The organism is Sphingobacterium sp. InxBP1 (genome assembly GCF_026191775.1).
Classification (GTDB): domain Bacteria; phylum Bacteroidota; class Bacteroidia; order Sphingobacteriales; family Sphingobacteriaceae; genus Sphingobacterium; species Sphingobacterium thalpophilum.
Genome location: NZ_JAINDX010000049.1, coordinates 228,863 through 255,231 on the forward strand (window position 1 = coordinate 228,863; position 26,369 = coordinate 255,231).

General features: G+C 41.3%; 22 protein-coding genes. 13 read left to right on the forward strand and 9 right to left on the reverse strand.

Annotation, left to right across the window (positions count from 1 at the left end; translation table 11 throughout):
• Positions 1-10: 10 nt before the first annotated feature.
• Positions 11-1,390 carry a TolC family protein gene (locus K7A41_RS21060; RefSeq protein WP_265715377.1) on the reverse strand — a complete coding sequence of 460 codons (1,380 nt, stop codon included), beginning with the start codon at positions 1,388-1,390 and terminating at the stop codon, positions 11-13.
• 102 nt (positions 1,391-1,492) lie between these two features.
• A complete protein-coding gene (locus tag K7A41_RS21065; RefSeq protein ID WP_265715378.1) occupies positions 1,493-1,888 on the reverse strand; it encodes a hypothetical protein in 396 nt (131 codons plus the stop codon).
• 355 nt (positions 1,889-2,243) lie between these two features.
• Here K7A41_RS21065 and K7A41_RS21070 point away from each other — a divergent pair, with 355 nt between their 5' ends.
• The 6 genes from K7A41_RS21070 (at position 2,244) to K7A41_RS21095 (ending at position 9,390) form a co-directional block, all read left to right on the forward strand.
• Positions 2,244-2,900: a MarR family winged helix-turn-helix transcriptional regulator gene (locus K7A41_RS21070; RefSeq protein ID WP_028070150.1), complete on the forward strand. Its 657-nt coding sequence runs from the start codon at positions 2,244-2,246 to the stop codon at positions 2,898-2,900.
• Positions 2,901-2,983: 83 nt separating this feature from the next.
• Positions 2,984-4,456 (forward strand): phytoene desaturase family protein, encoded by a 1,473-nt coding sequence (locus K7A41_RS21075; protein ID WP_265715379.1) that lies wholly within the window; start codon positions 2,984-2,986, stop codon positions 4,454-4,456.
• A 4-nt stretch (positions 4,457-4,460) separates the two neighbouring features.
• A complete protein-coding gene (locus K7A41_RS21080) occupies positions 4,461-5,297 on the forward strand; it encodes a phytoene/squalene synthase family protein (RefSeq protein WP_265715380.1) in 837 nt (278 codons plus the stop codon).
• Positions 5,298-5,317: 20 nt separating this feature from the next.
• Positions 5,318-5,773: a sterol desaturase family protein gene (locus K7A41_RS21085; protein WP_265715381.1), complete on the forward strand. Its 456-nt coding sequence runs from the start codon at positions 5,318-5,320 to the stop codon at positions 5,771-5,773.
• On the forward strand, positions 5,770-6,468 hold the full coding sequence (locus tag K7A41_RS21090) for a lycopene cyclase domain-containing protein (RefSeq protein ID WP_028070154.1): 699 nt from the start codon (positions 5,770-5,772) through the stop codon (positions 6,466-6,468). Before K7A41_RS21085 ends, K7A41_RS21090 begins: the two co-directional genes overlap by 4 nt.
• Before the next feature lie 111 nt (positions 6,469-6,579).
• The gene (locus K7A41_RS21095) at positions 6,580-9,390 is read left to right on the forward strand and encodes a PAS domain S-box protein (protein ID WP_265715382.1); all 2,811 of its coding nucleotides are present in this window, start codon (positions 6,580-6,582) and stop codon (positions 9,388-9,390) included.
• A gap of 60 nt (positions 9,391-9,450) precedes the next feature.
• Here the strand turns inward: K7A41_RS21095 and K7A41_RS21100 are convergent, their stop codons facing one another.
• Positions 9,451-10,353, reverse strand: coding sequence for a diacylglycerol/lipid kinase family protein (locus tag K7A41_RS21100; protein WP_265715383.1), 903 nt, complete (start codon positions 10,351-10,353; stop codon positions 9,451-9,453).
• Positions 10,354-10,405: 52 nt separating this feature from the next.
• Here K7A41_RS21100 and surE point away from each other — a divergent pair, with 52 nt between their 5' ends.
• Positions 10,406-11,149 carry a 5'/3'-nucleotidase SurE gene (surE, locus tag K7A41_RS21105; RefSeq protein ID WP_265715385.1) on the forward strand — a complete coding sequence of 248 codons (744 nt, stop codon included), beginning with the start codon at positions 10,406-10,408 and terminating at the stop codon, positions 11,147-11,149.
• A gap of 18 nt (positions 11,150-11,167) precedes the next feature.
• Here the strand turns inward: surE and K7A41_RS21110 are convergent, their stop codons facing one another.
• Both K7A41_RS21110 and K7A41_RS21115 read right to left on the reverse strand, forming a co-directional pair.
• Positions 11,168-11,656, reverse strand: coding sequence for a pyridoxamine 5'-phosphate oxidase family protein (locus K7A41_RS21110; protein WP_265715386.1), 489 nt, complete (start codon positions 11,654-11,656; stop codon positions 11,168-11,170).
• 207 nt (positions 11,657-11,863) lie between these two features.
• A complete protein-coding gene (locus K7A41_RS21115; RefSeq protein ID WP_028070158.1) occupies positions 11,864-12,895 on the reverse strand; it encodes a fatty acid desaturase in 1,032 nt (343 codons plus the stop codon).
• 257 nt (positions 12,896-13,152) lie between these two features.
• Between K7A41_RS21115 and K7A41_RS21120 the strand changes: the two genes are divergently transcribed.
• The 4 genes from K7A41_RS21120 (at position 13,153) to K7A41_RS21135 (ending at position 16,923) form a co-directional block, all read left to right on the forward strand.
• Positions 13,153-13,896 carry an SDR family NAD(P)-dependent oxidoreductase gene (locus tag K7A41_RS21120; RefSeq protein ID WP_265715387.1) on the forward strand — a complete coding sequence of 248 codons (744 nt, stop codon included), beginning with the start codon at positions 13,153-13,155 and terminating at the stop codon, positions 13,894-13,896.
• 608 nt (positions 13,897-14,504) lie between these two features.
• A complete protein-coding gene (locus K7A41_RS21125; protein WP_265715388.1) occupies positions 14,505-15,554 on the forward strand; it encodes an enolase C-terminal domain-like protein in 1,050 nt (349 codons plus the stop codon).
• A gap of 600 nt (positions 15,555-16,154) precedes the next feature.
• Positions 16,155-16,700, forward strand: coding sequence for a DUF488 family protein (locus K7A41_RS21130; RefSeq protein WP_265715390.1), 546 nt, complete (start codon positions 16,155-16,157; stop codon positions 16,698-16,700).
• Between the two features lie 10 nt (positions 16,701-16,710).
• Complete coding sequence (locus tag K7A41_RS21135; protein ID WP_028070163.1) at positions 16,711-16,923, forward strand: DUF2945 domain-containing protein; 213 nt, start codon at positions 16,711-16,713, stop codon at positions 16,921-16,923.
• A 208-nt stretch (positions 16,924-17,131) separates the two neighbouring features.
• Here K7A41_RS21135 and rsgA read toward each other — a convergent pair whose 3' ends face one another.
• Positions 17,132-18,223, reverse strand: a complete 1,092-nt coding sequence (gene rsgA, locus K7A41_RS21140) for a ribosome small subunit-dependent GTPase A (RefSeq protein WP_265715391.1) — start codon at positions 18,221-18,223, stop codon at positions 17,132-17,134.
• Between the two features lie 602 nt (positions 18,224-18,825).
• On the opposite strand from rsgA, the gene K7A41_RS21145 reads away from it, so the two are divergent.
• Positions 18,826-21,225, forward strand: coding sequence for a beta-L-arabinofuranosidase domain-containing protein (locus K7A41_RS21145; protein ID WP_265715392.1), 2,400 nt, complete (start codon positions 18,826-18,828; stop codon positions 21,223-21,225).
• Between the two features lie 144 nt (positions 21,226-21,369).
• Here the strand turns inward: K7A41_RS21145 and K7A41_RS21150 are convergent, their stop codons facing one another.
• From K7A41_RS21150 to K7A41_RS21160, 3 genes are all read right to left on the reverse strand, one after another.
• A complete protein-coding gene (locus K7A41_RS21150; protein ID WP_265715394.1) occupies positions 21,370-22,302 on the reverse strand; it encodes a helix-turn-helix domain-containing protein in 933 nt (310 codons plus the stop codon).
• Between the two features lie 65 nt (positions 22,303-22,367).
• Positions 22,368-24,056 carry a dihydroxy-acid dehydratase gene (ilvD, locus tag K7A41_RS21155; protein ID WP_265715395.1) on the reverse strand — a complete coding sequence of 563 codons (1,689 nt, stop codon included), beginning with the start codon at positions 24,054-24,056 and terminating at the stop codon, positions 22,368-22,370.
• A gap of 8 nt (positions 24,057-24,064) precedes the next feature.
• Positions 24,065-24,634 (reverse strand): Crp/Fnr family transcriptional regulator, encoded by a 570-nt coding sequence (locus K7A41_RS21160; RefSeq protein WP_265715397.1) that lies wholly within the window; start codon positions 24,632-24,634, stop codon positions 24,065-24,067.
• 356 nt (positions 24,635-24,990) lie between these two features.
• Between K7A41_RS21160 and K7A41_RS21165 the strand changes: the two genes are divergently transcribed.
• Positions 24,991-26,187: a GTP-binding protein gene (locus tag K7A41_RS21165; protein ID WP_028070169.1), complete on the forward strand. Its 1,197-nt coding sequence runs from the start codon at positions 24,991-24,993 to the stop codon at positions 26,185-26,187.
• Positions 26,188-26,369 lie beyond the last annotated feature (182 nt).

The window sequence follows — 26,369 nt, forward strand, 5'->3', positions numbered from 1 at the left end:
TTTCTAATGCTTATAAGTTGTTAAAGAGGTAATCAAAATCTGTTGTCAATGCTGATTGATGAGCAACCAGCATCCAATACTGCTTTGCAGCCTCGATGTGGCTGTTTTCAGCGGATTCGAGTAGCTGTCGGATCTGAAGTACTTCGCTTAACGCTATCAGACCGCTCTTATACCTGGCGAGATACATTTCGTAAGCTTCCTCGGCCTGCTGTATAGCGATGGAACTCTTCTCGATTTGTTTGTATTGCTGTAAGATTTTTGCAGTCACTGCGCTGAGGTCGGATTGCATGGCCAGTTGATATTGAGAAAGTTGGTGGCGTATACTCTCTGCATCTTTCCGATAGACTTGGCGTCGTAGACTATTTGACTTGAGATCAGTAATATTCCAAGTTGCACCGATACCAAACAGATAGTTTGCTGTCGTATTGGAAAATCCGTCTTTCCAGCGGCCGGATACCAGTCCTGATGGATGTATGCCGCTACCCCTGATTGCATAGCCTCCCAAAATACGGATAGATGGCAAAGCAGCTCTTCTCTGGATCTCACTATGGTAATAAACGTAGTCCGCTTGATGCTCTAAGGCGGTTAAAATAGGATGACTTTCGTATACTGTAGCTAGGTGTTTTGTTGGATAAGCAACTGGCTCGAGAAAGTGGATAAGGGAAGATGAATAATCCATATTCTCTTCAGCATACAGCTCTGTCAATTTAATCAATGCAGCATTTTTCAGCCCCGTGAAGCGCTCGTTTTTTCCCAATGATTGGTTGTATGAGGATAGTGCGAGAAGGCTGTCTGCCGCAGGTCTGATTCCTGCCTTCGAAAGCCCGGTAGTCAGCTTGCGGATCTCATTGAGCCGCAGTACGTTTTTATTGTTCCAGTTAAGCTTTACTTGGTCATACAACAAGGTGATATAGCGTTCGGCAAGTGATTTTTTTAATTCTAAAATAGAAGCAGCCCGTTCACTGTCACGTTTTTCGGCTATGGTTTGGGCAGCTTGATATTCTTTTTTTAGTTTTCCAAAAGAGAAAATCTCCCATTCGGCTGTGGCAGAGCCAAATGTATTGGCCGCAACCGAGGAACCGGCTGTTCCTGTCGTACTGCCCGAAACGTTGAAAAAGCCGGGTTGAGGAAAAAATGCGCCAGCCGCACCTTCAAAGGTGCCATATGTATTTTGGACCTGTAGTTTTACTTGTGGAAGACGATTTGTTTTTACTGCACGGACGTCAAGCTGCGCAGACTCTATAGCTGCACTTTTCGCTTTAAGCCCAACATAAGTTTTTTCTACTTTTGGCCAAAGCTGGCCCAAGGTCTGTGGGATCTGCTGCCCATAGGTATATCCAGATCCAATGGCTGCAAAAGTCATGAGGATAGCCAAATGATAATTGACCATAATATAAAAGTTTTGGAATATGATAAGTGATCAATACGGAAAATAAACACGTTCAGCCCATTGGCACTGCCAATAGGAAATCAATTTGAGCGGATGTGGATTCTAAATGATCAGTTTGCGGTGGCGCAGAAAGATGGGTAGGGATGTAACGCTTTTGATCCTCCAGTATGAAAGGACGAATTCTTCCTTTATCCTCGCTCGGAGGCAGAAGAATAAAACAAGGACGGTTAATATTGCTGCAGGAAGCAGATCGTTGTCTTGTATTCCCGCTTTTTGGACCATAGCATCAGTCAAGATCGAACTCGAACAGTTTTGGTAGCCGGTTCCGATAAACGAACCTTTCGAATTAGTAGTCTGTTCGACCTTCTGGGGCAGGCCCATGAGTGACCTAATGCCGGTTTTGATAGGACAGGAAGAAAGAAACAATAGGATAACCGCCCCTATAGTAAGAAACTGTCTTACTACTGTATTGATGTTATTTTTTCTTTTTTGTTCCATCGGTTACGAATTTATAAATCTCCGGCACATAAAACAAATAAGTGTTTTAGTTATTGTGTAACAATGATGACTGGTCAAATGAAATAAATAAACCGACTACAACCTATCTGATCCAAATATTTAAATGCAACTTATTTAAAGCTCAGTGGATGGCTTAGCCGCATAACGATGGCGATATAGTAGGATACTTACCCGACAAGGGAGGCGAAGGAAGGGCTTTTTTAAAGATATATATCGGTTTTATTCCGATCAGACAGTGTTGTGAAGTATTAATAAAGTATAAAAATATACTTATGTAAGTTTATTTTAAAAATTTAAAACAATTTTTTGTATATTTATGTTCTAATTTGAAAAGATGAAGTATACACTTTTAAAGGAAGTACTTGCATTACTTGAACGGTTTGAGTACGAAAATTTGAACGAACGCTACCCTAATAATGCAGAAGGATTTAGGCAGTGGGTAGGCGACAGTGATAGAGGGCTGATAGAAGAACCTGATTGGGAGGGAAAAGAAAAAGGGCGAAGTCCGGAGAGTGTGATCAGTACGTTAATTGTCCATATGAATAGATTTGCGAAGAGCTATTCAAAGGCAGCCATTTGGGGATCAGAGTTTTCGACCCAGGAAGAGTTTATATACCTGATTGTATTAAGATCATTTGGTGAAATGACAAAAATGGAATTAATCAAAAGAAATATTCATGAGAAGCCTGTTGGTATGGCAATTATAAATCGCCTGATTAAGCAAGGTTGGGTAGCTCAGCAGGACTCAGAGACTGATCGGCGCAGCAAAATGATCCATATTACCGATAAAGGTTTGTTGGCGTTAGATGGAAGGATGGAAAAAATACGGCATGCAACCCAGCTCGTAACAGGAGACTTGACTTATATAGAAAAAATGGAATTAATAAGACTGTTAAATAAGCTTAGCGATTTTCATCAAGCAATTTATGAGAGAAGTATCTTAACCGAAAAACTATTAGAAGAAGTAAAAGTAAAACCATTGAAAGAATGAGAAGCAATCCAAAATATGATTTTATAACTTTTATGGTCATTCCTTACGGATATTCTAAAGACAGAAGGAACTAAATAATAAAAATGAAAAAGAAAGTAGCTGTAATAGGGGCGGGATTTTCGGGGCTTTCTGCCGCGGCCTATTTATCTCAGGCAGGATATGATGTGCACGTTTTTGAAAAGCATGCGCAGCCCGGAGGACGTGCAAGACAGTTTTCAACTCCTGAAGGCTTTAAATTTGATATGGGGCCGAGCTGGTATTGGATGCCCGATATAATCGAATCTTTCTTTGGAGATTTTGGTTATAATACATCAGATTTTTTTCAGTTGATTTCACTTAACCCCCAGTTCGATATGGTCTTTAATTCCGGTAAAGTCAGTGTTCCTGGATCTTATGACGATCTCAGACGGGTATTCGAATCTATAGAACCGGGAGCTGCATCTAAACTGGACAAGTTCATGGATGCTGCGAAATTTAAGTATGAAGTCGGGATGCGCGATTTTGTTAATAGACCTTGTTATAGCTGGACCGAATTTCTATCACCCAAGATTGCAAGTAGTGCTTTTAAACTGGATCTGTTTACGAATTTTAGATCGTATGTCAGCAAGTACTTTTCAGATCCACGACTACGGGCATTGATGGAATTTCCGGTCATATTTCTGGGGGCCTCTCCAAAAGATATACCGGCCTTGTATAGCCTTATGAATTACGGTGGCTATGTGCTCGGGACACATTACCCGAATGGTGGATTTTACCAGCTCGTATTAGCCATGCAAAAGGTTGCTGAGCTTCAAGGAGCTACTTTTTATTTTAATCATAATGTGGAGGCTTTCGATGTTATGGATACTGCAGTCCGGTCAATTCGCATAAATGGAGAACTCAGAGAATTTGATCTTGTCGTCGCTTCTGCGGACTACCAGTATATAGAATCACTGCTCCCACAGCACCTCAAAAACTATAGCGATCACTATTGGAAAAGTCGGACATTTGCTCCCTCCAGTTTGATCTACTATCTTGGATTTAAATCGATTGTTCCCAATTTGGCTCACCATACCCTTTTCTTTGAACATCATCTGGACGATCATATTAGATGTATATATGAGGAAAAAAAATGGCCTGAGAAACCACTCTTTTATGCCTGCTGTCCGTCGAAAACAGATCAAAATGTAGCACCGCAGAATCACGAAAACATCTTCCTGTTGATGCCATTAGCCACAGGTATTTCTGATGATGAGGCAATACGGGAAGAGTATTTGCTCCGTATGCTTTCACGCTTGGAACAATACACTGGGACTAAAGATCTGTATAGAAAGCTTGTTTATAAACGGAGTTACTGTGTCGGCGATTTCTCACGCGATTATAACGCCTACGCGGGCAATGCTTATGGGCTGGCTAACACCTTAAAACAGACAGCAGTGTGGAAGCCAAAAATTAAAAATAAGAAAATCCACAATTTATTTTATACTGGACAATTAACCGTACCGGGACCCGGTGTTCCACCAGCTATTATTTCCGGAAAGATCGTTGCAAAAGAAGTCATAAAGTTATCACTATAAGACCATGAAAAAGCTATTTGATGAGCTGGCTTACGAAGTTAGCAAAAAGACAACAGAAAAATACAGCACGAGTTTTTCGCTCGGTATTTTAGCCTTGAAACCCAGTATACGCGATAGTATTTATGCCATTTACGGTTATGTAAGACTGGCAGACGAAATTGTTGACAGTTTTTATGGCTATGATCGGCAACGCTTGTTGGGACGTCTCTACCTGGAAACGGATTATGCTCTTGAAGAGCAGATTTCTTTGAATCCGATATTACAGTCTTTTCAGGAGACAGTTCACAAGTATGCGATTGACCGCGAACTCATAAACCAATTTCTTCATAGTATGACAATGGACCTCAAGCAGGTGGACTATAATGCTGAACGTTATAAAGAATATATTTATGGATCTGCTGAAGTCGTCGGCTTGATGTGTCTTCAGGTTTTCACTGAAGGTAATAAACAGCATTATGAGGAGTTGAAACCTTACGCTATGAAACTTGGATCAGCATTTCAGAAAATAAATTTTTTACGTGACATCAAAGAGGATTATCACGTTCTTGGTCGCACCTACTTTCCTAATTTGAATATGGATGTATTCGATAACTCACTTAAAGGTCAAATTGAGGACGAAATCCATAGCGAATTTAAAGAAGCTCTCTTAGGAATAAAAAAGCTGCCAAAAACAGCTAGATTTGGTGTCTATCTGGCTTACAAATATTATCTTTCACTTTTTGCGAAGATCAGGAAAAAATCCTCAAAAGAGATTTTGGAAAACAGAATCCGCATAGCAAATACAGAGAAAGTTTATGTAGCCTTTAAGAGCTACCTGCGTTATAAGGTAGCTTATTTATAGATCATGAAAGATTATATGTAATGAATTTTATTGTTCTCCTGATTACCTTTATCTCCATGGAAGGAGCCACTTGGCTCATCCATAAATATATCATGCATGGTTTTTTATGGGTGTTGCATAAAGACCATCATGACCATAGTAATGCTGGATTCCTCGAAAAAAACGATTACTTCTTTGTTATTTTTTCGCTCCCCACTATTGCACTGATGTATCATGGCTCCTTGCAGAACTACAATTATTTATTTTACATCGGCTTAGGCATAATGCTATATGGTATAGCTTATTTTTTTGTACACGATATCTTCATCCATCAGCGTATCAGGTTTTTAAGCCGTACCAAGAATAAATATTTCCTCGCGCTCAGACGAGCACACAAACAGCACCATAAACATTTAGGTAAGGAAGATGGTGAGTGCTTTGGCTTTTTGTATGTTCCTGCCAAATATTTTAAAATGTACGACAAAGAAAAATCATGATGCAATATACCTACGGCTTAATTCTGTTTTGTACGGTTTTTATCTGTTTTATAGCTTCTTTTGATAGACGGATTCGATTCGACCAACAATTTATTCCATTCTTAAAAGCATCTGCACTTGTTGCCTTTGTTTTTATCGCCTGGGATATCTGGTTTACTATTCGGGGTGTATGGTGGTTTGATAGTAGATATACAGTGGGTTTGGTGATAGCTGGACTACCGATGGAGGAATGGTTGTTTTTCATCTTTATTCCGTTTTCATGCGTATTTACATATTATTGCATTGATAAGTTTTTTAATGTGCAGTATCTCAGTGCGTTTAACAATATCATCGTGTTTGTCAGTGTTGTTGTGTGCGCTGTTCTGGCTCTCCGTTACACGGATCGTATTTACACTTTGGTAACAGCAATTGTGACTATCGTGACATTATTGACTTTTCACTTTTTGCTGCGTATACAATGGATTAGTCAGGCATCTCTAGTTTTTACCTTGCTTATGCTGGGGTTTTTACCTGTCAATGGAATTCTTACGGGTACTGGGTTACAATCGCCTATAGTTAATTATAATCCAAAGGACTTTATGGGAATCCGGGTACTTACGATTCCCATTGAGGATGCTATTTATGGATATACTCAATTTTTATTGGTTCTTTATTTTTTTAAAAAATTTGAGATAAAAAAGCAAATTAAACCATAGTCTCTGCAATCACCTTTTTTTCATTTTCCTCGTCAGGACCTGCATGCACTTGTAAACAATTCTGCGTGAGGAATTGTTCCAAGAAGTATAATATACCTTTATAGACTTCTTATGAGCGCAAAATCCTCCTCAACATATGAATCTGAACGAATTCGTGCATTGCATGAATATGAAATTCTTCATACTGCAAGCGAAGAAGAGTTTGACCGGATAACCCGGATTGCCTCGTTAGTGTGTGGAACCCCTATTTCACTCCTATCATTGGTAGATAAAGATAGCCAGTGGTTTAAATCTCGTGTAGGGCTTGATGTCAAAGAGACTCCGCGTGATTTATCATTTTGCCAATATGCATTGGCTAACGACCGGCTCATGGAAGTAGAAGATGCCAAAAAAGACGAAAGATTTAAATCCAATTTGCTTGTTATCGCTGACCCTCATATCCGTTATTATGCCGGGATTCCTTTGATTGATCCCAATGGATATGCTTTGGGTGCGCTCTGTGTTATCGACCGTATTCCCCGACAGCTTGATGAAACCCAAAAACATATCCTGTCACTATTGCGGGACGAGGCCGTTGCATTGATTGTCAATAGAAAAGAGAGAGAAAAGTATAAAGAAAGTGAACAGAAGCTAAAAGCGTTCTTTGATAATTCTCAGAGCCTCATGTGTACGCATGACCTAGAAGGTAATTTTATTACTGTGAATGAGGCGGGCGCCAGAATTTTGGGCTATAGCAAAACTGAAATAGAAAAGCTGTCTCTTTTCGATATCGTGCCAGGCGAGGGGCACGATAACTTGAAAAAATACTTGGAAGAAATCGTCAAAAACGAAATTGTTAAAGGGGAAATGCGCACGATGACAAGTACTGGGGAGCTGCGTATTTGGATGTTTAACAACATACTTCAAACGAACGGAAGCAAGAAACCCTATGTGATCGGTAATGCTGTAGATATAACCGAACAGCATTTTCTGGAGAAGGATCTCAAGCATGTACAAGCTCTGTTGACACGCACAGGGCGCGTCGCACGCGTCGGAGGTTGGGAGTATTCGATTAAGGATGGGAAAATCATTTGGTCCGAGATCACCAAGGAGATTCACGAGGTGCCGAAGGATTATGAGCCAGATTTCACCACGGCGCTGAATTTCTATAAAGAAGGAATGCATAGAAATAATCTTCTTCAAGCTATTGAACGAGCTATTGCCAATGGGCAGCCTTGGGATCTTGAGCTCGAAATTGTAACTTTTAAAGGAAGAGAGCTTTGGGTACGTGCCCTTGGAAATGCCGACTTTGAGGATGGTACGTGCATACGTCTTTATGGCACGTTTCAGGATATCGACAAACGGAAACGAATGGAAGCAGAATCCTCAAATTCAAAAAAGCTTTTCGAAGATGTATTGGAGGCCACTTCTGCAGTAGCTATTATTGCTACAAATACCGATGGTATAATAACATTATTTAACAAGGGAGCTGAAAATCTATTAGGGTACGATAGTGAAGAAATGATAGGCAAATTAACGCCAATCCATTTTCATCTGGAGCGCGAACTGACATGGAGAGCACAAGAGCTGCAACAGGAGTTGGGATATCCTGTGACGGGTTTCCGGGTGTTTGTGGAAACTGCGGAACTCTACGGAGCGGAACAGCGCGAATGGACATATGTAAGGAAGGATGGAACGCTACTATTTGTTTCGTTGGCCGTGACTATCATTCGTGATATTGAAAACAAAGTTGTTGGTTATCTGGGGGTCGCAACAGATATTAGTAAGATTATTCATCAGCGTGAAGAACTTGAAAAAGCAAAGACATTAGCTGAACAGGCTAGTGCCGCAAAATCAGAATTTTTAGCTAATATGAGCCATGAGATTCGAACACCGCTTAATGGAATCGTTGGGTTTACTGATTTATTAACTCGGACTGCATTAGACGATACTCAACGTGAGTACCTATCTATCGTTGATCAGTCCGCTAACCTTCTACTCAGTATCATAAACGATATTCTTGATTTCTCCAAAATTGAAGCGGGGAAGTTGGAGCTGGATATCGAACAAACTGATCTTCACGAGATTATCATTCAGCTGGAGAGTTTTTTTAATGTTCAGATTAAAGCTAAGAATTTGGAATTTCATTTAGACATCGATCCTAAAGCTCCTCATTACGTAGAGATAGACGGGCTTCGCCTCAAGCAGGTCTTGATGAATCTGCTGAGCAACGCCATGAAGTTTACTGAAAAGGGAGAAATTCAACTGATAATCAATGTACTGTCTATGGGGCCTGAACATGCGGTATTGCGTTTCAGTGTTCAAGATACCGGTATAGGAATCAAAGAAGAGAAGCAGATGAGAATATTTGAAGCTTTTTCCCAAGAGGATACGTCGATGACCAAACGGTACGGCGGGACCGGTTTGGGACTGACTATCTCAAATCGGCTCCTTAAAATGATGGGTAGTGAGCTGCAGCTCAACAGTAAAGTGGGCGTTGGTAGCCGTTTTTTTTTCGACATTAAAGTACCCGCTGTATGGGAAACCAACAATTGGTCTGTGCTGACTAAAATCAAAGAGGTGCTTGTCGTTGCTGAAGATGAATTGGTTCGAAATTCCTTAACTCAAATGCTTACTTCCAAGAAAATTGAATTCACACAGGTCAGAAATGGGTTTGAAGTATTGCAGATGTTGATGCGGGGGCGCCAATTTGGTTGTATTATAATAGATAATGAACTTCCCATAATGAGTGGAATTGAAACCATAAGAAAGATTCGCGAGAAGATTTTTAATCAAAATTATGTGCAACCGATTATCGCAATATTCGATAAACAAGAAAAAGATGTGGCCTCACTTTGTAATTCTTTAGGTGTAGATAACTGGCTCTTCAAGCCGGTTGAGCCGGAGAAGCTGTATACTATACTTGCTAGGATAAATACGTAACCGATATGCCATTTGGAATAACAAAGTCGTTTCAAATACTAAACCTATAACGTAAGCGGCTCATTTTACAATAAATTCAATTAAGCTGTCCAGCAATGATATCGTAATATTCTGGCCGGAGTAGCTGGTTAGTTCGTCATCAATATGCATTACTTTTCCCTTCGATTTCAGCACGAGTCGATTCGTCCTGATTGACTTTATCGGAAATATAGGATTGTTTCCCTCTAATACTTCATCGATAAAATCGATCAGCTTCTGGCGATGCTCGTTAGTTACGATAATTACTTCAAATTGTCCATCGCCTGGGTCGGAATCAGGCGAGAGCGCCAAGCGAGGTCCCATTCGTGCGATATTCATTACCTCGACCATTATGCATTCTTCTTCAATCACATTGGACCTTGTGATTAGTTTCAGCGTTTCAGCAGGAAATACTTCAGCTATTCTGCGAAGCTCTTCGAGCGCCATTTTTATTTCCTCTTCTTTTGTAGCATGGATAAGTTTTTTGTTGCTCATTTTCTCGATGAGCATCGGAAACACCCCAAAACCGATTGATTCTATAAAATGTAGTGGTTTTTTGTCTAGGCCCAACACCATTCCCACATCAAATTTTTTGAGTTGTGCATGTTTCCATAAATCGATGGCTAGTTTGTTGTCCAAAGGGATGCCCAAAGAAAGTGCAATGTTGTTCGCTGTACCTTGGGGAAGGATAGCAATGGGTCTTTTAAAACGAAGTTTTTTTTCCAGAAGCCCTAAGATCGTCAATCTTATTGTTCCATCTCCGCCTGCCACGGCAATTAGATCGGTTTGTGCTGACATATTTTTTACTGCGTCTTTTTTAAGCACTGCTTTGCAACGGTACCCGTGTTGTTTAATAAGATGGCTTAGCTCATCTCCATCATCATTGTCTTCCTTACCCGCCGCTGGATTGTGCACTAGCCTTACGGTTTTGCCCTGTTCTTTCATATCAGCTGAACAATCTGTGCACGAGATTGGTTTTCTAAGAAAAGAGACAAATATGAATATATTAATTACCAACGACGATGGCATATATTCTCCTGGAATAGCCGCATTGGCAAAAACGGCTAAACAGTTTGGTACAGTCAGGATAGTCGCACCGGATGTCGAGCAGTCGTCTATGGGACATGCTATAACACATTCTAGACCTTTGAGCTACCGAAGTTCACCCATTACTTTCGAGGGTATCGATGCTCATCGCGTCAACGGAACACCAGCAGACTGTGTCGCATTAGGTTTGCATATGTATCCAGATACTCAGGTCGTTCTGTCCGGTATCAATATGGGGCCAAATCTTGGTAACTCCATGTGGCATTCGGGAACACTTGCAGCAGCCAAACAGGCGATGCTTTTAGGTATCACAGGGATTGCTTTGAGTACACCCGTTGGCAAGACGGAGCCTGATTTTGAGGGACTCACCTCATGGACTACCGATGTTCTGGAAATCTTGCTAAGCGACAAAGGACCTTCACTTTACAATGTTAATTTCCCGCCCAGACCAAATGGATTGTGCTGGACAAGGCAATCCGTGCGCTTATATGACGGTAATGTTGTGCCGGGCCAAGATCCCATGGGAAGGAAACATTATTGGATTACGGTCGTGCCCCTCGAGCGAGCCGAAGAGGGAACTGACCGATGGGCGGTTGAGCATGGCCTCGTTTCAATAACCCCGCTTCGGTTAGATCTCACTGCACACGAAGAGCTTGCCGCCCGACTGGCAATGGAAAAGAAATCAAACGGTTAATGCCGGCCTATTTTTTTATTAAGCAGCAGGATCGGTATCACGTCCCCCAATAGCCCTGCCGAGCAGTTTTAAGATACTGATAATACTGTTTGAGCTGAATTTCAGACATTGTGAGGATTCGATATTAATTTTTAATAGCCTTATCCTGGGATCGTCTCTTCCTTGTTCAAACTGTTTCTCATCACTGTTTGACCAATACTGATAGATCTTGGATACACTTCTACTGATTTCACCCTTACCTATTATCCGCACCAGCTGTGACTTGATCGGTAGCGTATAAATCAATGTTACGTTATTGTTATGCTGCAAGTTTTTATAAGCCGGACTTTCCGAAGAAAACATATACCAAATGTTGCCCTGTTGATCAACATCTTTGGTTTTCATCGATTCTATGTCTGGAAAATCTTCTGTGTGTGCTGTAGTGCATACAATTCCAGTGTGAATTTCAGTAAGCATTGCTTTAAGCATGGATACCGTTCCTTTATTGTCGAGGTAGAGATTTGCCATAACGTATTGCTATAATATTAATACGAAAAACATTAGCGGACTAAAATGCGTTCAAGCTCTTAATACGCAAAATGAACGAAATATTACGTTATTATTTTGACTCATCTTTTTCCCGACCGTTTAATCGATTCGGCCGAATATAAGTAAGCGGTTTTTCCGTTACTTATCCTAAGCAGTTTTCAACTCTAGAAAAGCAGGTTAGGAATTTTAAGTCTTGGATTTTAAGAAAGGAATACGATACTGCTCGTCAAATCTTTTTTTGTCATCCCGATAGCTCCTTACAGCGCCAAGTTTATGCATGACTTTTATATAGCACCACGCGAGATCGATCTGGTAGGGTTTAAAGCCGCTTCTTGCGCTTTTAGGGTATAAGTGATGATTGTTGTGCCATTCACCCGCCACGATTCCGGGCCAGAGCTGATTTATAGATTTATCTTTATCATTGAAGTCAATACCTTCACGTTGTTTATCCTGTCCTTTTGCGTGGCCCTCATAGTTGAATGTCCGCACACCAACAGCCCAAAATCCAGCGGCGCCAAATAGTGTACAGGCAAGAGCATGGCCGCCGATCAAGTAAAATATGATATACCAGAATGTCCAATTCAATATCCATGACCAAATGGCAAAAGAAGGCCTTACGTAAGAGCCCCACTTTTGATATTGTGCATAGCTATTACCAGTTACCCCCGTATGTTGCATGAGGCGCTTGACACGGTTGTAAGATTTCTCCGTTAGGTTCTTTGCAATGGGCTGATGATTTACGTCCGCTAAGAAACAGTATAAAAAGCCAGCTTGTGCATTATAGGGGTCGCCTGGCTGATCTGATTTGGCATGGTGTACATGATGGGATATCACATAGATCTCTTCGGGAATTACGTTGATAGTCAGATTCTGTGTGAAGAAGCGCCAGAATCGGTTACGAAATTTAAATGCTCCATGCGTGGCAAATCGATGATGCCATATTGTTCCGTGAGTTCCCATTACGATCATACTGTAGACGAATGCCGCAAGCACCGTCCACCAATTAAAGTGATATCTCAGGAAAACAATAAAAAAAGGAACGAGGCAAATGACTTTAGCCCAACTAAAAAATGGCAACCAATTTCGTCTGTCTTTGATGATATTGAGGCGTTTGAAGAATTCCTTAACAATTTGTTTTTTACTTGGCTTTACGAGATTTCCATTGTTGTCTTTCCATCCGTAGGTAGGAACTTGTAGAACGTGATCTAAAAAGGGCATTTGCGGTTGATTAATTATAATAATCGCTAAGCTACCATATAATGAGGTTAAAAAGTGTTAATCCTGTAAATTTAACATATCCTTAAGTGTTTAGATACAGCCAGCTATTCGATATTTTACTAAAACAGAAATATTCGTAGGTTCGCCGGTTCCAGATTTGTATAGTTATCGTATTTGTAAAATTGTTCCATACCGCAAGTTTCGGATTTTATGTTACCTTCCTTCGAGCTAGTTTTGTATTAGCTAAAAGATAAGACATGATACATAATTTTAAAGACAAAGTTATCCTGGTCACAGGAGCAAACAGAGGTATAGGCAGATCGCTTGTTCAGACGCTATTAAACATTGGAGTGGGAAAAATATATGCCGCATGCAGGGACATCAGTAAAATGCCAGCATTTGACGATAATCGTATAACTGTTTTACCCTTGGACATTACCGATGACCAACAGGTAGCCTTGGCAGCAGCCAGAGCTCAGGATACGGAGATCCTTATTAATAATGCAGGAGGGCTAAACGCTGGAAACATCTTAGAGGGAGACCTGGACGGTATGGAAAATGATCTACAGGTGAATTTTTTTGGAACCATAAAGATGATGCGTGCATTTGCGCCGATTTTGAAAACAAATAAACCGTCGATGTTAATCAATATTGTTTCGATTGCAGCTTATTCACCGTTACCATCTATTGCGGGATATGCTGCTTCAAAAGCTGCCCTCTTTTCTGCGACACAATCTGTAAGGATCGAACTGGCGAGGCATGGCGTTCTGGTATACGCCGTCAACCCCGGAGCTATCGATACCGATATGAACCAAGGGAGTGATTGGAAGATGCCGTCTCCGGATACCGTCGCTGTAAAAATATTGGAAGCAATAGGGCAGGAGAGTTTTGATATTATACCCGACGAAATGGGACAGGACATGTACAGAGCATGGAGGGAAGAACCGTCAAAACTGTCGCAAATATTCTCCGATCTATATCACGCAGAAATTTCAGATTAGCATAGCTATTTATTGATAAAATCATTTTACCCCATGATTTCCTTAAGAGTGTCACTACGCGCCACATTGCCGTGAGCAAAATAGGCGGCGGGGTTGAATGGTGGCCTCTTTTTATCTATATATTGCAGGTATATTCCAGAACGGTCTGTGATTTTTGTTTGTTGGTCCGGAAGTACCTTTTCAACGCTGGCAAGGCATGGCCACAATCTCTTGTGACGAGCAGGCGGATCACAGAATATGTTGATACAAATTGTAATATTAATGAGACAGCCTGTCGATATAAAAACCTAGAAATCACTTATCTTGCCTAAGCGAGGAGCCTGAATGTCCAGTATCCTTTCGCGTAATGAAATAAGGTCAGACGGTCAATTAAAGCATTTCCGCTCCGAAACGGAAAACATACGTCTGAGTGTTAAACGAGAATAACTAAATAAACCAATATGAAAAGAAGAGCATTTCTTCACGCCCTGAACTTGGGCATTGCATCCGCGACCCTATCCAACAATTACATACACGGAAAGGCATTATCTTCCTTGCTCGGTGTCGGAGATAAAGACAAGGAACTTTCCTATCACAGGATAAAGGATATTAAATTCTCATCTGTACAAATGAATTATCCAAGACTTGTAGGAAAGAATGCCCGTCTAGACCTTCATGGGTATGGTCCGAATGTGGAAATATGCTGCATAAGGACCGATAAAGGAGCAATGGGCTGGGCTTCGATTCGAGGATCCAAACGTGATGCTGAACATATTTCCGGAGATTTGATTGGGAAAAAAGTATCTGATCTGTTTTCGACCCAGATGGGCACTCTGAGGGACATTCACATGCCCTTCGATATGGCACTCCATGATCTTGCCGGAGTAATTTTACAACAACCCGTTTACGAAATGCTAGGGCGTAAGCAGCCGTTTATCACCGATTATTATAGTGGAATGATCTACTTCGATGATTTGGAACCATCAGATAGGCCTCGCGGTATCGACCGTATACTCGAAGAGTGTCGCTATGACTACGGCGTAGGGTATAGGCAGTTCAAGTTAAAAATTGGAAGGGGACATAAATGGATGTCTTTCAAAGAAGGCTTACAACGTGATATTGAGGTAACAAATGCCGTGGCTGAGGCATTTCCTGACTGTAGGATTTTAGTTGACGGGAATAACGGATTTACCCTAGACCAATTCCTGCAGTATTTAAAAGGTATTCCGACAGTAAATCTTTTTTGGATAGAAGAACCGTTTCATGAAACAATCACTGACTACCAAAAACTTAGGGCCTACTTAAAAACCGAAGGCATAGGTACTCTGCTAGCTGATGGCGAAGCAGATCCTGATCAGAACTTGTTGAAGATGCTTTTTGAAATGAAGCTTTTGGATGTACATCTTACAGATATTGAAGGTCTTGGGTTTACGAATTGGAGAAGACTGATGCCTGAGCTCATACAACTGGGAGCCCAGGCATCCCCTCATGCCTGGGGTTCACTCCTCAAGAGCTATTATACTGCACATTTGGCTGGAGGACTTGGGAATACCATTACCATCGAAGGGGTAACCAGTACTTCCGACGATGTGGATTTCTCTGGATATGAGATAAATAACGGTAAACTTATTCCTTCCTCGTCTCCGGGCTTTGGTATGCCATTGTTGAAAAAGTTATGATCCTTACTCTTATTGAATGCCGAAAGCCCGAACTTTTTTTATTTTTGACTTTAATTTGTTTTTAGTCAAAAAGTAGTATATTTGTTTTGTTCTATAGCCACTTTAGAAGAGGACTTCGATTATCACATATAGGACGCCTTTATTATTATATATAGAAAATATTATGAAATCCTATTTACTTGTTTTCTCTGTGTCAGCCCAGGTTTTAGCAAAAAGGTTAGAAATAATTTCCTATCTAAACAGGCACATCGCTGATCTAAAATATGTTTCTGCAGATCTGCAGGACAAATTGTTGACGATGACGTTTCGAACAAAACGGCGAGATGAGGCAACAATACTTAATCTGATATCGATCAGAGGATACCATGTTTCTTTTCTTTCTGCAATCGAGATGGATAGGAACTGATTTTGACCGATATCTTATCTGAGCTAACGCGTACTGTATTTCAGAAAGCTGACGAATGCCTGCTTTTGTTAAGAACTGATACTATATTTCGGTATGTCTGTGGCATTGCTTTTGAAGAGGAAATGAGTAACAGGAAGGAATGGGGCGAGACGGGAGTATGACGGTTTGTTACGACAAAGCAAGATAGTTTGGGTATGGAAATTCAGCGTGGACATATTATTTATACAATTGGGCATTCGACTCACAGCTTGGAGGACTTTGTTCATATGCTCCAGTCTTTCCACATAAACCATGTGGTTGATATAAGACGCTTTCCAGGATCAAAAAAATTCCCGCAGTTTGATAAAGAAAATTTGAAATTGGCTCTTCGCAAATTTAAAATAGACTATAACCATCTGGAGGGTCTTGGCGGCCGACGAAACCGAACTCCGGGCTACACTAACAGCCGCTGGAGAAATACTTCTTTTCGCAATTATGCAGCTTATATGGAAACGGATGAATTTAGAGATGCGATATCCCGTTTGATTGACATCGCAAGTGACAATGTTACCGCCTATATGTGTTCAGAAGCTGTTTGGTGGCGTTGTCATCGGGCTCTGGTCTCCGATTACTTAAAAGCAAAGGGCTGGACGGTTTTACACATCATGGCGACCGGTAAATCAGAAGAACATCCATATACTTCTCCTGCCAACGTCATCGATAGAAAAGTATATTATTCAGACGATAACATTCATGATTAAACTTGATTACATGAAACCAAAATTTAAAATTGGAGATAAAGTAAGCTGGAATTCTGAAGGGGGCAGGGTCAGTGGAACGATCATTAGAGTACATACAGCAGATTTTGATTATAAGGGATACACTCATCATGCAACCGAAGATGACCCTCAGTATGAAATCAAAAGCAGTAAAACGGATCATATCGCTGCACATAAAGGCACTGCCCTGACAAAAATCAAATGAGGTATAAAGTCCTAATACTTTCAAATGTTCAAATTAATTTTTGAAGGAGATTGTCCGTTCATTGATGTCGGCTGACATATTACCGCTGACCCTTTACTTCCGTATGAGCATAAAGTGGCCATTACATTAACCAAGGGCAAATTTACCTTTGTAAATAATAGATTCTAAAAGCCCAGATACATTGTACCTGGGCGTGAGGGTTGAAGGCCTAACGCAATCCTTGTTGTTTCTTCACCTCTTTGACTAGTTTCGATAAAGCTCTTTTCTTTTTTCTCTTTTCATGTTCCGATGCGGTAAAATGATTTATTTCCCGTTCTAGCTTGAGAAAGCTTTGGTATATCTTTGGATCCAAGCTACCGTTATCAACTGCTTCAAGAACAGCGCAACCAGGTTCGTTGAGATGTGTACAGTCCTTAAAACGACATATCCCTGCGTAGTCGGAGAGTTCAAGTGCATTTGTCAGCGCTTCACGATTGTCGATGGTGAGCCCAAATTCACGTACCCCTGGGGTATCCACCAAGATGCCTCCTCCTTCCATTTCCACCATCTCCCGCCGTGTTGACGTGTGCCGCCCTTTTCCTGTAGATTTGCTTATTTCTGAGGTGAGAAGCGTTGCTTTTCCGCATAAGGTATTGACCAGTGAACTTTTTCCTACACCGGAAGAGCCTACGACTACGATAGTTTCCCCTTCCGAGATATACTCTTGCAGATGAGCAATTGTGTGAGGTTGATAGATACTGGTCATGAACATCGGCATACGTTGTTGCAGATGTCGAACAGCGCTTTTTACTCGTTCCTGATCAAAGGTTAGATCAGCCTTATTTAGCACCAGTACTGGCTGGATATCGGCCTCAATAATCTGTATCATAAAACGTTCTGCTCTTCGAATATTGAAGTTTACATCGAGACTTTGTACAATAAAAGCCTTATCAATGTAAGAAGCAAGCGCTTGCCTGTCTGCTAAAGAGCCATTTCTCTTACGCTCCAGAACGCGCTCCCGCGGAAGCATGTCGATGATGATTCCCCTGTTCTCCTCAAATTGTTGAAAGATTACCCAATCACCTGTACAGGGCAGCTCATACTCTGATTTTGCATATAACATATTACCAGTCAGTTCACAGCGAAGTATGCCGTTGTCGGATACGACGTCATAACAGGTCTTATGTACGGCCGCAATACGGCCATGGGGAAGCGATTGAAATCCTAAACTGAGTTTAAGTTGATCTAACTTGTTGTTCCAGCCGTATTTGCAGAGGTTAAAATCGAATTCGTGCAGATTTGTAACATTCTTTTTAATCATGTTAAAGCATGTTTTGGCGCTAGGTAAAAACGTTTGTTTTTTGCCTAGCCTGTCTAAAAAATAAGATAATAAGAATTACTCCCGAATTGGATCATCCGAGAAATTGATAGGACACGATATACAGTAAGATATCGTGTTTATTATGCTATATCCGATTTATTCGTTTTAACCATATCGCAAAAATACAGAATACCAAAGAACTATCCTAATATTTGTGTTCCATTTACTCGTTCTGCAGGCTGGCTATCGGGTTTGACAAAGCTGTTGGTGGATTGCAAGCTAATGGTTAAAAGGGTAATAAGCGCAGCCATAACACCTATTATCAAGATCCACCATGATATGCCTGTATTGTAGCTATAGCCCTTCAGTCATTGGCTCATGCTATACCAGCCGATCAATGAAACACAGGATTATTATTGTTCGATATGATGTAACAAATGATAAGCTAAAAGTAACATAAAGACATGTTTATTCTGATGCAAATCTCTAATTTTACCTTCCATCATTGATAAAATTATGTTTATTTAGATGGCCCCAACAAGTTTTAAAATTTCCTGTTATTGATCAGTATATGATAAAAATACCAATTATAAAATATAGAAATGCACATCAATTTTAACATCAGACCTTACTTTCACCTATTTTTTTTGCTGTTACTTTCCTATAGCGGTGCAGTTGCTCAAGAGCGGTTGTACAAGCATAACTTTCCGCTGCAGGACGTCAAACTTTTAGAAGGACCTTTTAAACACGCACAAGATCTCAATGTAAACACGCTTCTACAATATGACGCAGACCGATTATTGGCTCCATTTTTAAAGGAGGCAGGGATTCCGGCAAAAACGAACAGTTTTCCAAATTGGATTGACCTCGATGGCCATGTTGGTGGACATTATCTATCTGCGTTGGCGATACATTACGCAGCTACTGGCGATTTGCGGTTGAAAGAACGGATGGAATATATGCTCAATGAATTGAATAGATGTCAGGAGGAGCACGGTAATGGATATGTTGGAGGGGTTCCAGACGGAAAACGGATATGGAATGAAGTTAAACATGGAAATGTGGACATTGTGGGACGATATTGGGTTCCTTGGTACAATCTACATAAAACATATGCCGGCCTTCGTGATGCTTGGTTATATGCAGGGAATGAACAAGCAAAAAATATGTTTTTGAAATTATGTAACTGGGGGGCGCAGCTGATCAGCAATCTTGACGACAGACAGATGGAGGCTATGTTGTCGAACGAGTTTGGTGGAATAAACGAAGTATATGCCGATGCCTTCCAAATGACCAGTGATCCACGTTATTTAGAAGTAGCAAAACGCTTTTCACACCGCGAGCTATTCGATAGCATGCGTGTCCGTAAAGATAATTTGGATAATAAGCACGCCAATACACAAGTTCCAAAAGCAGTGGGATATCAGCGTGTCGCTGAGGTCAGCGGCGATGCAGATTATAATACTGCAGCACATTTTTTCTGGGAGACGGTCGTTGGATACCGCACTCTCGCTAATGGAGGAAATAGTAGACGGGAACATTTTCCTTCTCAGAGAGATTTTTTAAGCTACATGGAAGAACGTGAAGGGCCAGAATCGTGCAATACGAATAACATGTTAAAATTGACCGAAGGACTGTTTAGGATGAAGCCCGAAGCCAAGTTAATGGATTATTATGAACGTGCACTATATAACCATATCTTATCGACACAACATCCTGAGCACGGAGGTTATGTGTATTTTACGTCGGCTAGGCCTGCACACTATAGAGTATACTCTAAGGTTAATAGTGCGATGTGGTGCTGTGTGGGCACAGGAATGGAGAATCATGGCAAATATGGAGAAATGATCTATAGTCATCAGGGTGACAGTCTTTTCATCAATTTGTTCATTCCTTCTGAGCTAAACTGGAAAGAGAAGAAACTGAAAATTACCCAGCAGACTAACTTTCCGACATCAGGGGATGGAGAGCTGACTATAAAAACCGATAAATCACTAAGGCTCAAAGTTCTTGTACGTTACCCGCTTTGGCTCAAAAAGGGGGAATTTAACCTTACCATAAGTGGTCGCAACTATGCTAAAGATGCCGGACCGGGAGAGTATGTTGTGATTGATCGTCTATGGCAAAATGGTGATGTCATCAATATGCATAGTAAACTGAGATTTCATTTCGAACAATTACCTTTTAATCCAGACTACATTGCTTTGTTTCGCGGGCCTATATTAATGGGAGCTAAAGTTGGAACCGATCATTTGGATGGCTTGGTTGCTGGAGATCATCGTTGGGGACATATCGCAAGTGGTCCGCTTGTTTCGTTGTTCGACACTCCGATTTTAATTGGAGAGCGTGAACAACTTATTAGTAGATTAAACCAAGCACAGGCAGTTGACGGAGATTCATTACATTATAAACTACCCTCTTCGTTGATTCATGGCAATGTCCATAACTTATTGCTGCAACCCTTTTATCAAATTCACGATAGCCGATATATGATGTATTGGCTTTCAATGACCGAAGCTAAGTTCAATACACTTCAAAAAGAAATGGCAACCAAAGAACAAGAAAAGGTCGCATTGGATCAGCGGACTGCCGATATGATTACGCTTGGGGAGCAACAGCCAGAAATAGATCATCTTTTGAAGGGAGAGAATCTAAGTAAAGGAGTTCATCAGGGCGAATCGTGGCGTCAGACTCCGGAAGGTGGAACACTATCTTTTGAGTTCCGTACCGTAAATAAACAACCGTTGGAACTGATAGTTAGATATTGGGGATACGAATCGGGTAACAAAAAGTTTGATATTCTGGTGGACGGGCAAGTGCTAGCCTCCGAGGATATTGTAAAGCGATGGGAGCAAAGTAAGTTTTTCGATGTGGTGTACCCGATTCCAGCAGCATGGACAAAGAATAAAGAATCGATTAATATCACGTTTAGAGCAAAGCCACACAACAGTACAGGCAGAATATTCCAGGTGCGTTTAGCACAGAAGTCGCCTAATAAATAAAACGGGCAATTCGAATCATGCTGAATATCTTCCCCTTTAAACTCCATTTCGTGTAGCAGCTGCTCCGTTAGAGGGATCAAGTTTAGTGTCTGTTGGTGAGATAATAAGTTGCCAGATCAGTGTTGGCGGTGAGTGCTAGGACGTTCATTTTTGATATTCTTGATCTACGCCTATTATGAAGGAACGCCGAAATGCCATTGGAGTGACATTTGTTTTGTGTTTAAACAGTTTACTAAAGCCCTGTGGATGTTCAAACCCCAATTCATAAGCTATTTCGCTAACTGTAAGGGTTGTGGTGGTCAATTTTTCTTTCGCGACAGCAATCAGTTTATTGTGGATATGCTGTTGTGTAGATTCTCCGGTAACTGACTTCAGTACTCCGCTCAGATACCCAGGTGACATTGAAAGTGCTTCAGCTATAAAATGGACAGTGGGGAGGCCTTCTCTGACCGCGTTATTAAGGATATACTCGTTCAAGATTCTTTCCATACGTCCCAGGATTTCATGATTACCTATTTTTCGCGTGATAAACTGTCGTTGGTAAAACCGTTCCGAATAACGCAGCAGAGTCTCAATCTGGGCTATGATGATATTCTGACTGAATCTATCCAGATTGGTCCGGCACTCAAGGTCAATATATTTAATAATCCCCGTCAGAACACTCTCTTCGCTGTCGGATAAAAATAATGCTTCATTGACTTCGTACTCAAAGAAGTCATACTTTCCGATAGCAGAAGCCAGATGTGTATTCCATAGAAAATCCGGATGAATAAGTAACAGCCATCCCGTGTGTTGGGGTTGGGAATTTCCGATGGACTGGATCGTGAAAACCTGCCGTGGAGCTATGAAAAACAAAACACCTGAATCAAAGTCGCATCGTTGCTGGCCATATATTATCTTGGCGTTTTTTGTTCGCTTAAGAGATACAGCATAAAAATCAAGGATCAGCCTATCGAAGTCCTCCTCTGGCAATGACCGAATATCATTATAATCTACCACACTGATCATAGGATGATATGGTTGAGTTAGTCCGCGGTAACGGTGATACTCACTGATCGTCTTTATGAATTTTGGCACCTTGTTTTCATTTTTCTAAAATTACTTATTTATCATCAAATACATGACGAATTGCAGGAATTTTATCATTCATCACACTTTAATATGGCGCCACTACTTGCGTTGCCGACCAGCTGACGATATTGACTTAGCCATTTGGAATTCAGCTTCTTTCTGATCGGAGTGAATTTTTTTCTGCGCAACTGAATCTCTTCTTCACTGAGATCGGCTGAGAGAAGATGTTTATCTATATCGATATGGATTAAGTCTCCATTTTCTAATAAGCCGATCATTCCTCCTTCGGCCGCTTCAGGAGAAACATGACCTATTGATGCTCCACGTGTGGCGCCGCTAAATCGACCATCCGTTATCAGCGCGACTGAACTGCCAAGTCCCATTCCCATAAGCAGACTTGTTGGAGTCAGCATCTCTTGCATGCCGGGGCCACCTTTAGGGCCTTCGTAGCGAATCACCACAACATTCCCCGCTTTAATTTCCCCTGCCAAAATCCCAGTGACGGCTTCGTCCTGACCGTTATAACAGACTGCAGTTCCACTAAATTTTCTGTCTCCGGCTATTCCGGCAGATTTTACAACGGCTCCCTGCTCGGCCAGGTTGCCATAAAGAATAGCCAGCCCCCCGACGTGACTATATGGATTGTCAATAGTATGGATGACCTTCGTGTCTTTGATCTGCGCATGGGCGATCTTTTCGAACAAGGTCTGGCCCGTAATTGTTATATGATCAAGGAGCACATGGTTGTTCCGTTTTGTCATCTCCTTCATCACGGCATTTACTCCACCTGCCCGATGAATATCCTCCATATGCACCGTACTTAAGCTTGGTGATATTTTGGCAATGTGCGATACTTGTTGAGAAATGACGTTGATATCGCTGAGCTGGAAATCAACATTCGCTTCATGTGCTATGGCGAGCATATGAAGCACAGTATTGGTACTTCCCCCCATGGCCATATCTACGGCAAAAGCGTTCTGTATAGCTCTTTCGTTGATTATATTTTTCAGCTTGAATTGTTTCGATAGTTCGCTGTCTTTAGCGATCTCGCAGATTCTTCTTGCCGCCTGCCGGTATAGGTTCGCGCGCTCGGGTGTAAGCGCCAGTATGGTACCGTTTCCGGGGAGTGCAACACCCATTGCTTCCATTAATGTGTTCATAGAGTTTGCCGTAAACATACCTGAGCAGCTACCTCCGCTTGGGCATGCATTACACTCGATGTCTTTAAGCTGCTCCTCGTTGATAATACCAGCTTCATGTTTGCCGACCGCTTCAAAAGCCGTGGCCAAGTCTATTGCTGTGCCATCTTTGCTGTATCCTTTTCGCATCGGGCCACCACTGACGAAAATAGTAGGTACATCTACCCGAAGTGCCCCCATGATCATTCCTGGTACGATCTTATCACAGTTTGGAATAGCTATCATTGCATCCAACTTATGTGCATTCATGACACTTTCGATAGAATTGGCAATTAGTTCGCGGCTGGGCAGCGAATAGAGCATCCCATCATGCCCCATAGCAATCCCATCGTCTATACCGATGGTGTTGAATTCAAAGGGGACACAATCATTGGCCCTGATCTCTTCTTTAATAATCTCGGCTACCTTATTCAGAAAATAGTGGCCCGGGATAATTTCGATAAATGAATTCGCTACACCAATAAACGGCTTGCAAAAATCGCTGTCTGTCAGACCTGTTGCCCGTAGCAGTGCTCTGTGTGGGGTACGTTGATAACCTTTTTTTACTTCGTCACTTCTCATTGTATAATTTAAATATTAGATTTCAGCCTACTGAGTGTTTCAGGAGATATGGCCAGATAAGCAGCCAGGTTTGCATTGGACAGCCGCTGTGTCAGTTCAGGATTATTTTTAAGTAGATCTTGATATCGTTTTTTAGCGGTCTGGGTTAGTAAACTACTGAGCTTATTATTTATGACTGTGAGTCCGTACTCCAGGATGTAGATATAAAATTTGTCCCATCCCGGTATATGGGATCTTAGAAAGGTGAAGTCGTTGTGACTAATGCTGAGCACCTCACTATCTTCTACCGCCTGAATAAATTCTGTCGCCGGCTGTCTGGAGATAAAGCTGACGATAGACGTTAAGAAGGTCTGTTCAAAAGCCATAAAACGAGTTGCAGTAGATAACTCGTCATTACGAAAATAAAGACGAAGGCAGCCTTTGTTAACAAAGAAAAGACGGTCAGCAATAGCCCCCTCTTCGAGCAGATGCTTATTCTTCTTTATTGACTGTGGTTCGAAATAGGTCAGGATCTCCGCTAATTGATCTTCCGTTAACGATACTCTTTTCCGTATTAGCTGCAAAAGTAGTTCTTTCATCTCTTACTGTTCTGTAGTATCAAATATGCAGCAAATATTACGATAAAGTTGTTGACTTTAGTCAAAATCGTACTTCAATTAACTGAAGCTTCAGATCCCAATTTCCCTCTGGAAGGCACAGCGCTATGCGAGTTCTTATTTAAACAAAGACTTGAATTTATAAATGCAACTAAATTGCTTTTATAAATTATTCTACCTAATTTTGTTTTCAAGCAAAAAGACAGTGAGCATGATTCCTAAAAAACTTCGAAGGCTGGAAACACAGCAATGTGCCTCCGGACATGGAATAGAACGGGCTGGCTAAAGATTGTACTGAGTATAAAAGAGAAAAAAGTTAGAATTTAATTTTCAACAAAATGGAAAGAAAACTACCGGTCACCGTTTTAAGTGGCTTTTTGGGTGCGGGTAAAACAACCTTGCTGAATCATGTGCTGCACAACAAGGCAGGGAAGAAGGTTGCCGTAATTGTCAATGATATGAGTGAAGTGAATATCGATGCTCAGTCAGTTGAGCGTGAGAATGTTCTTTCCCGGACTGAGGAGAAACTTGTTGAAATGAGCAATGGATGCATATGTTGCACGTTAAGAGAAGATCTCATGGTGGAGGTTGAGCGTTTGGCCAGAGAAGATCGGTTTGATTATCTCTTAATTGAAAGTACGGGTATCTCGGAGCCGATTCCAGTAGCTCAAACGTTCAGTTATGCTGATCCTAATAATCATATCGACCTTTCCTCATTCAGCTATATCGATACGATGGTGACAGTAGTGGATTGTTTCAATTTTTCGAGAGATTTCGGTAGCGCAGATACTTTATTGGATAGGGAATTGGCTGATGATGAAGGTGATAATCGGACAATCGTAAATTTATTGACCGATCAAATCGAATTCGCGAATGTTATCGTCCTAAACAAGGCAGATCTTGTATCGGAGGAAACGATAGGTACTTTAGAGGCGGCTCTTCATAAGCTTAATCCTGGGGCCAAGCTTATTCGTGCCCAATTTGGGCAAGTCGATCCAAGAGAAATTATGGGAACTGGTATTTTTGATTTTGACGAAGCATCGGCATCTTCGGGGTGGATGAAGGAGCTGGAGGCAGATCATGTTCCCGAAACAGAGGAATATGGCATTTCGTCATTTGTCTTTCGCGCGCAGCGTCCATTTCATCCACAGCGCTTATACAGTTATTTGAATGATCATTATCCACACAATATCTTACGTGCGAAAGGTCTATTCTGGTTAGCGTCAAGACCCGATATCGCCATTAGTTTTAGTCAGGCTGGGGGAAGTGTCCGATTGGAGAATGCGGGTGTATGGTGGAGCAGTATGCCTGAAGAAATGCGTTATCAATACCCCATTTATGCTGAAATACGGTCTGATCTTTTAAACCGTTGGCATCCCGAATGGGAGGATCGTAAAAATGAATTAGTGTTTATCGGTCAGCATCTGGAAAAAGAAAAGTATCTTGCAGAGCTGGAATCTTGTTTGTTGACTGAAGAAGAGACTGAAGATTGGCGTTTCACCTGGTGGAAGGACCAATTTCCTAAAAATATCTGATAATCATATGTCGGCTTCTACAGAGAGAGGTTCGCTTATGCAGAAGCCGACCTGTTTTTTTTATTGTTCGTTGCACCGATATGTATAGAAGCCATGCGCGCATATCATCGGTAACACCTGAGAAAAAGATCATCAGTGGTCATCATGGTATGATCAAATGGCTTCCCTTGCGGCAAAACCAC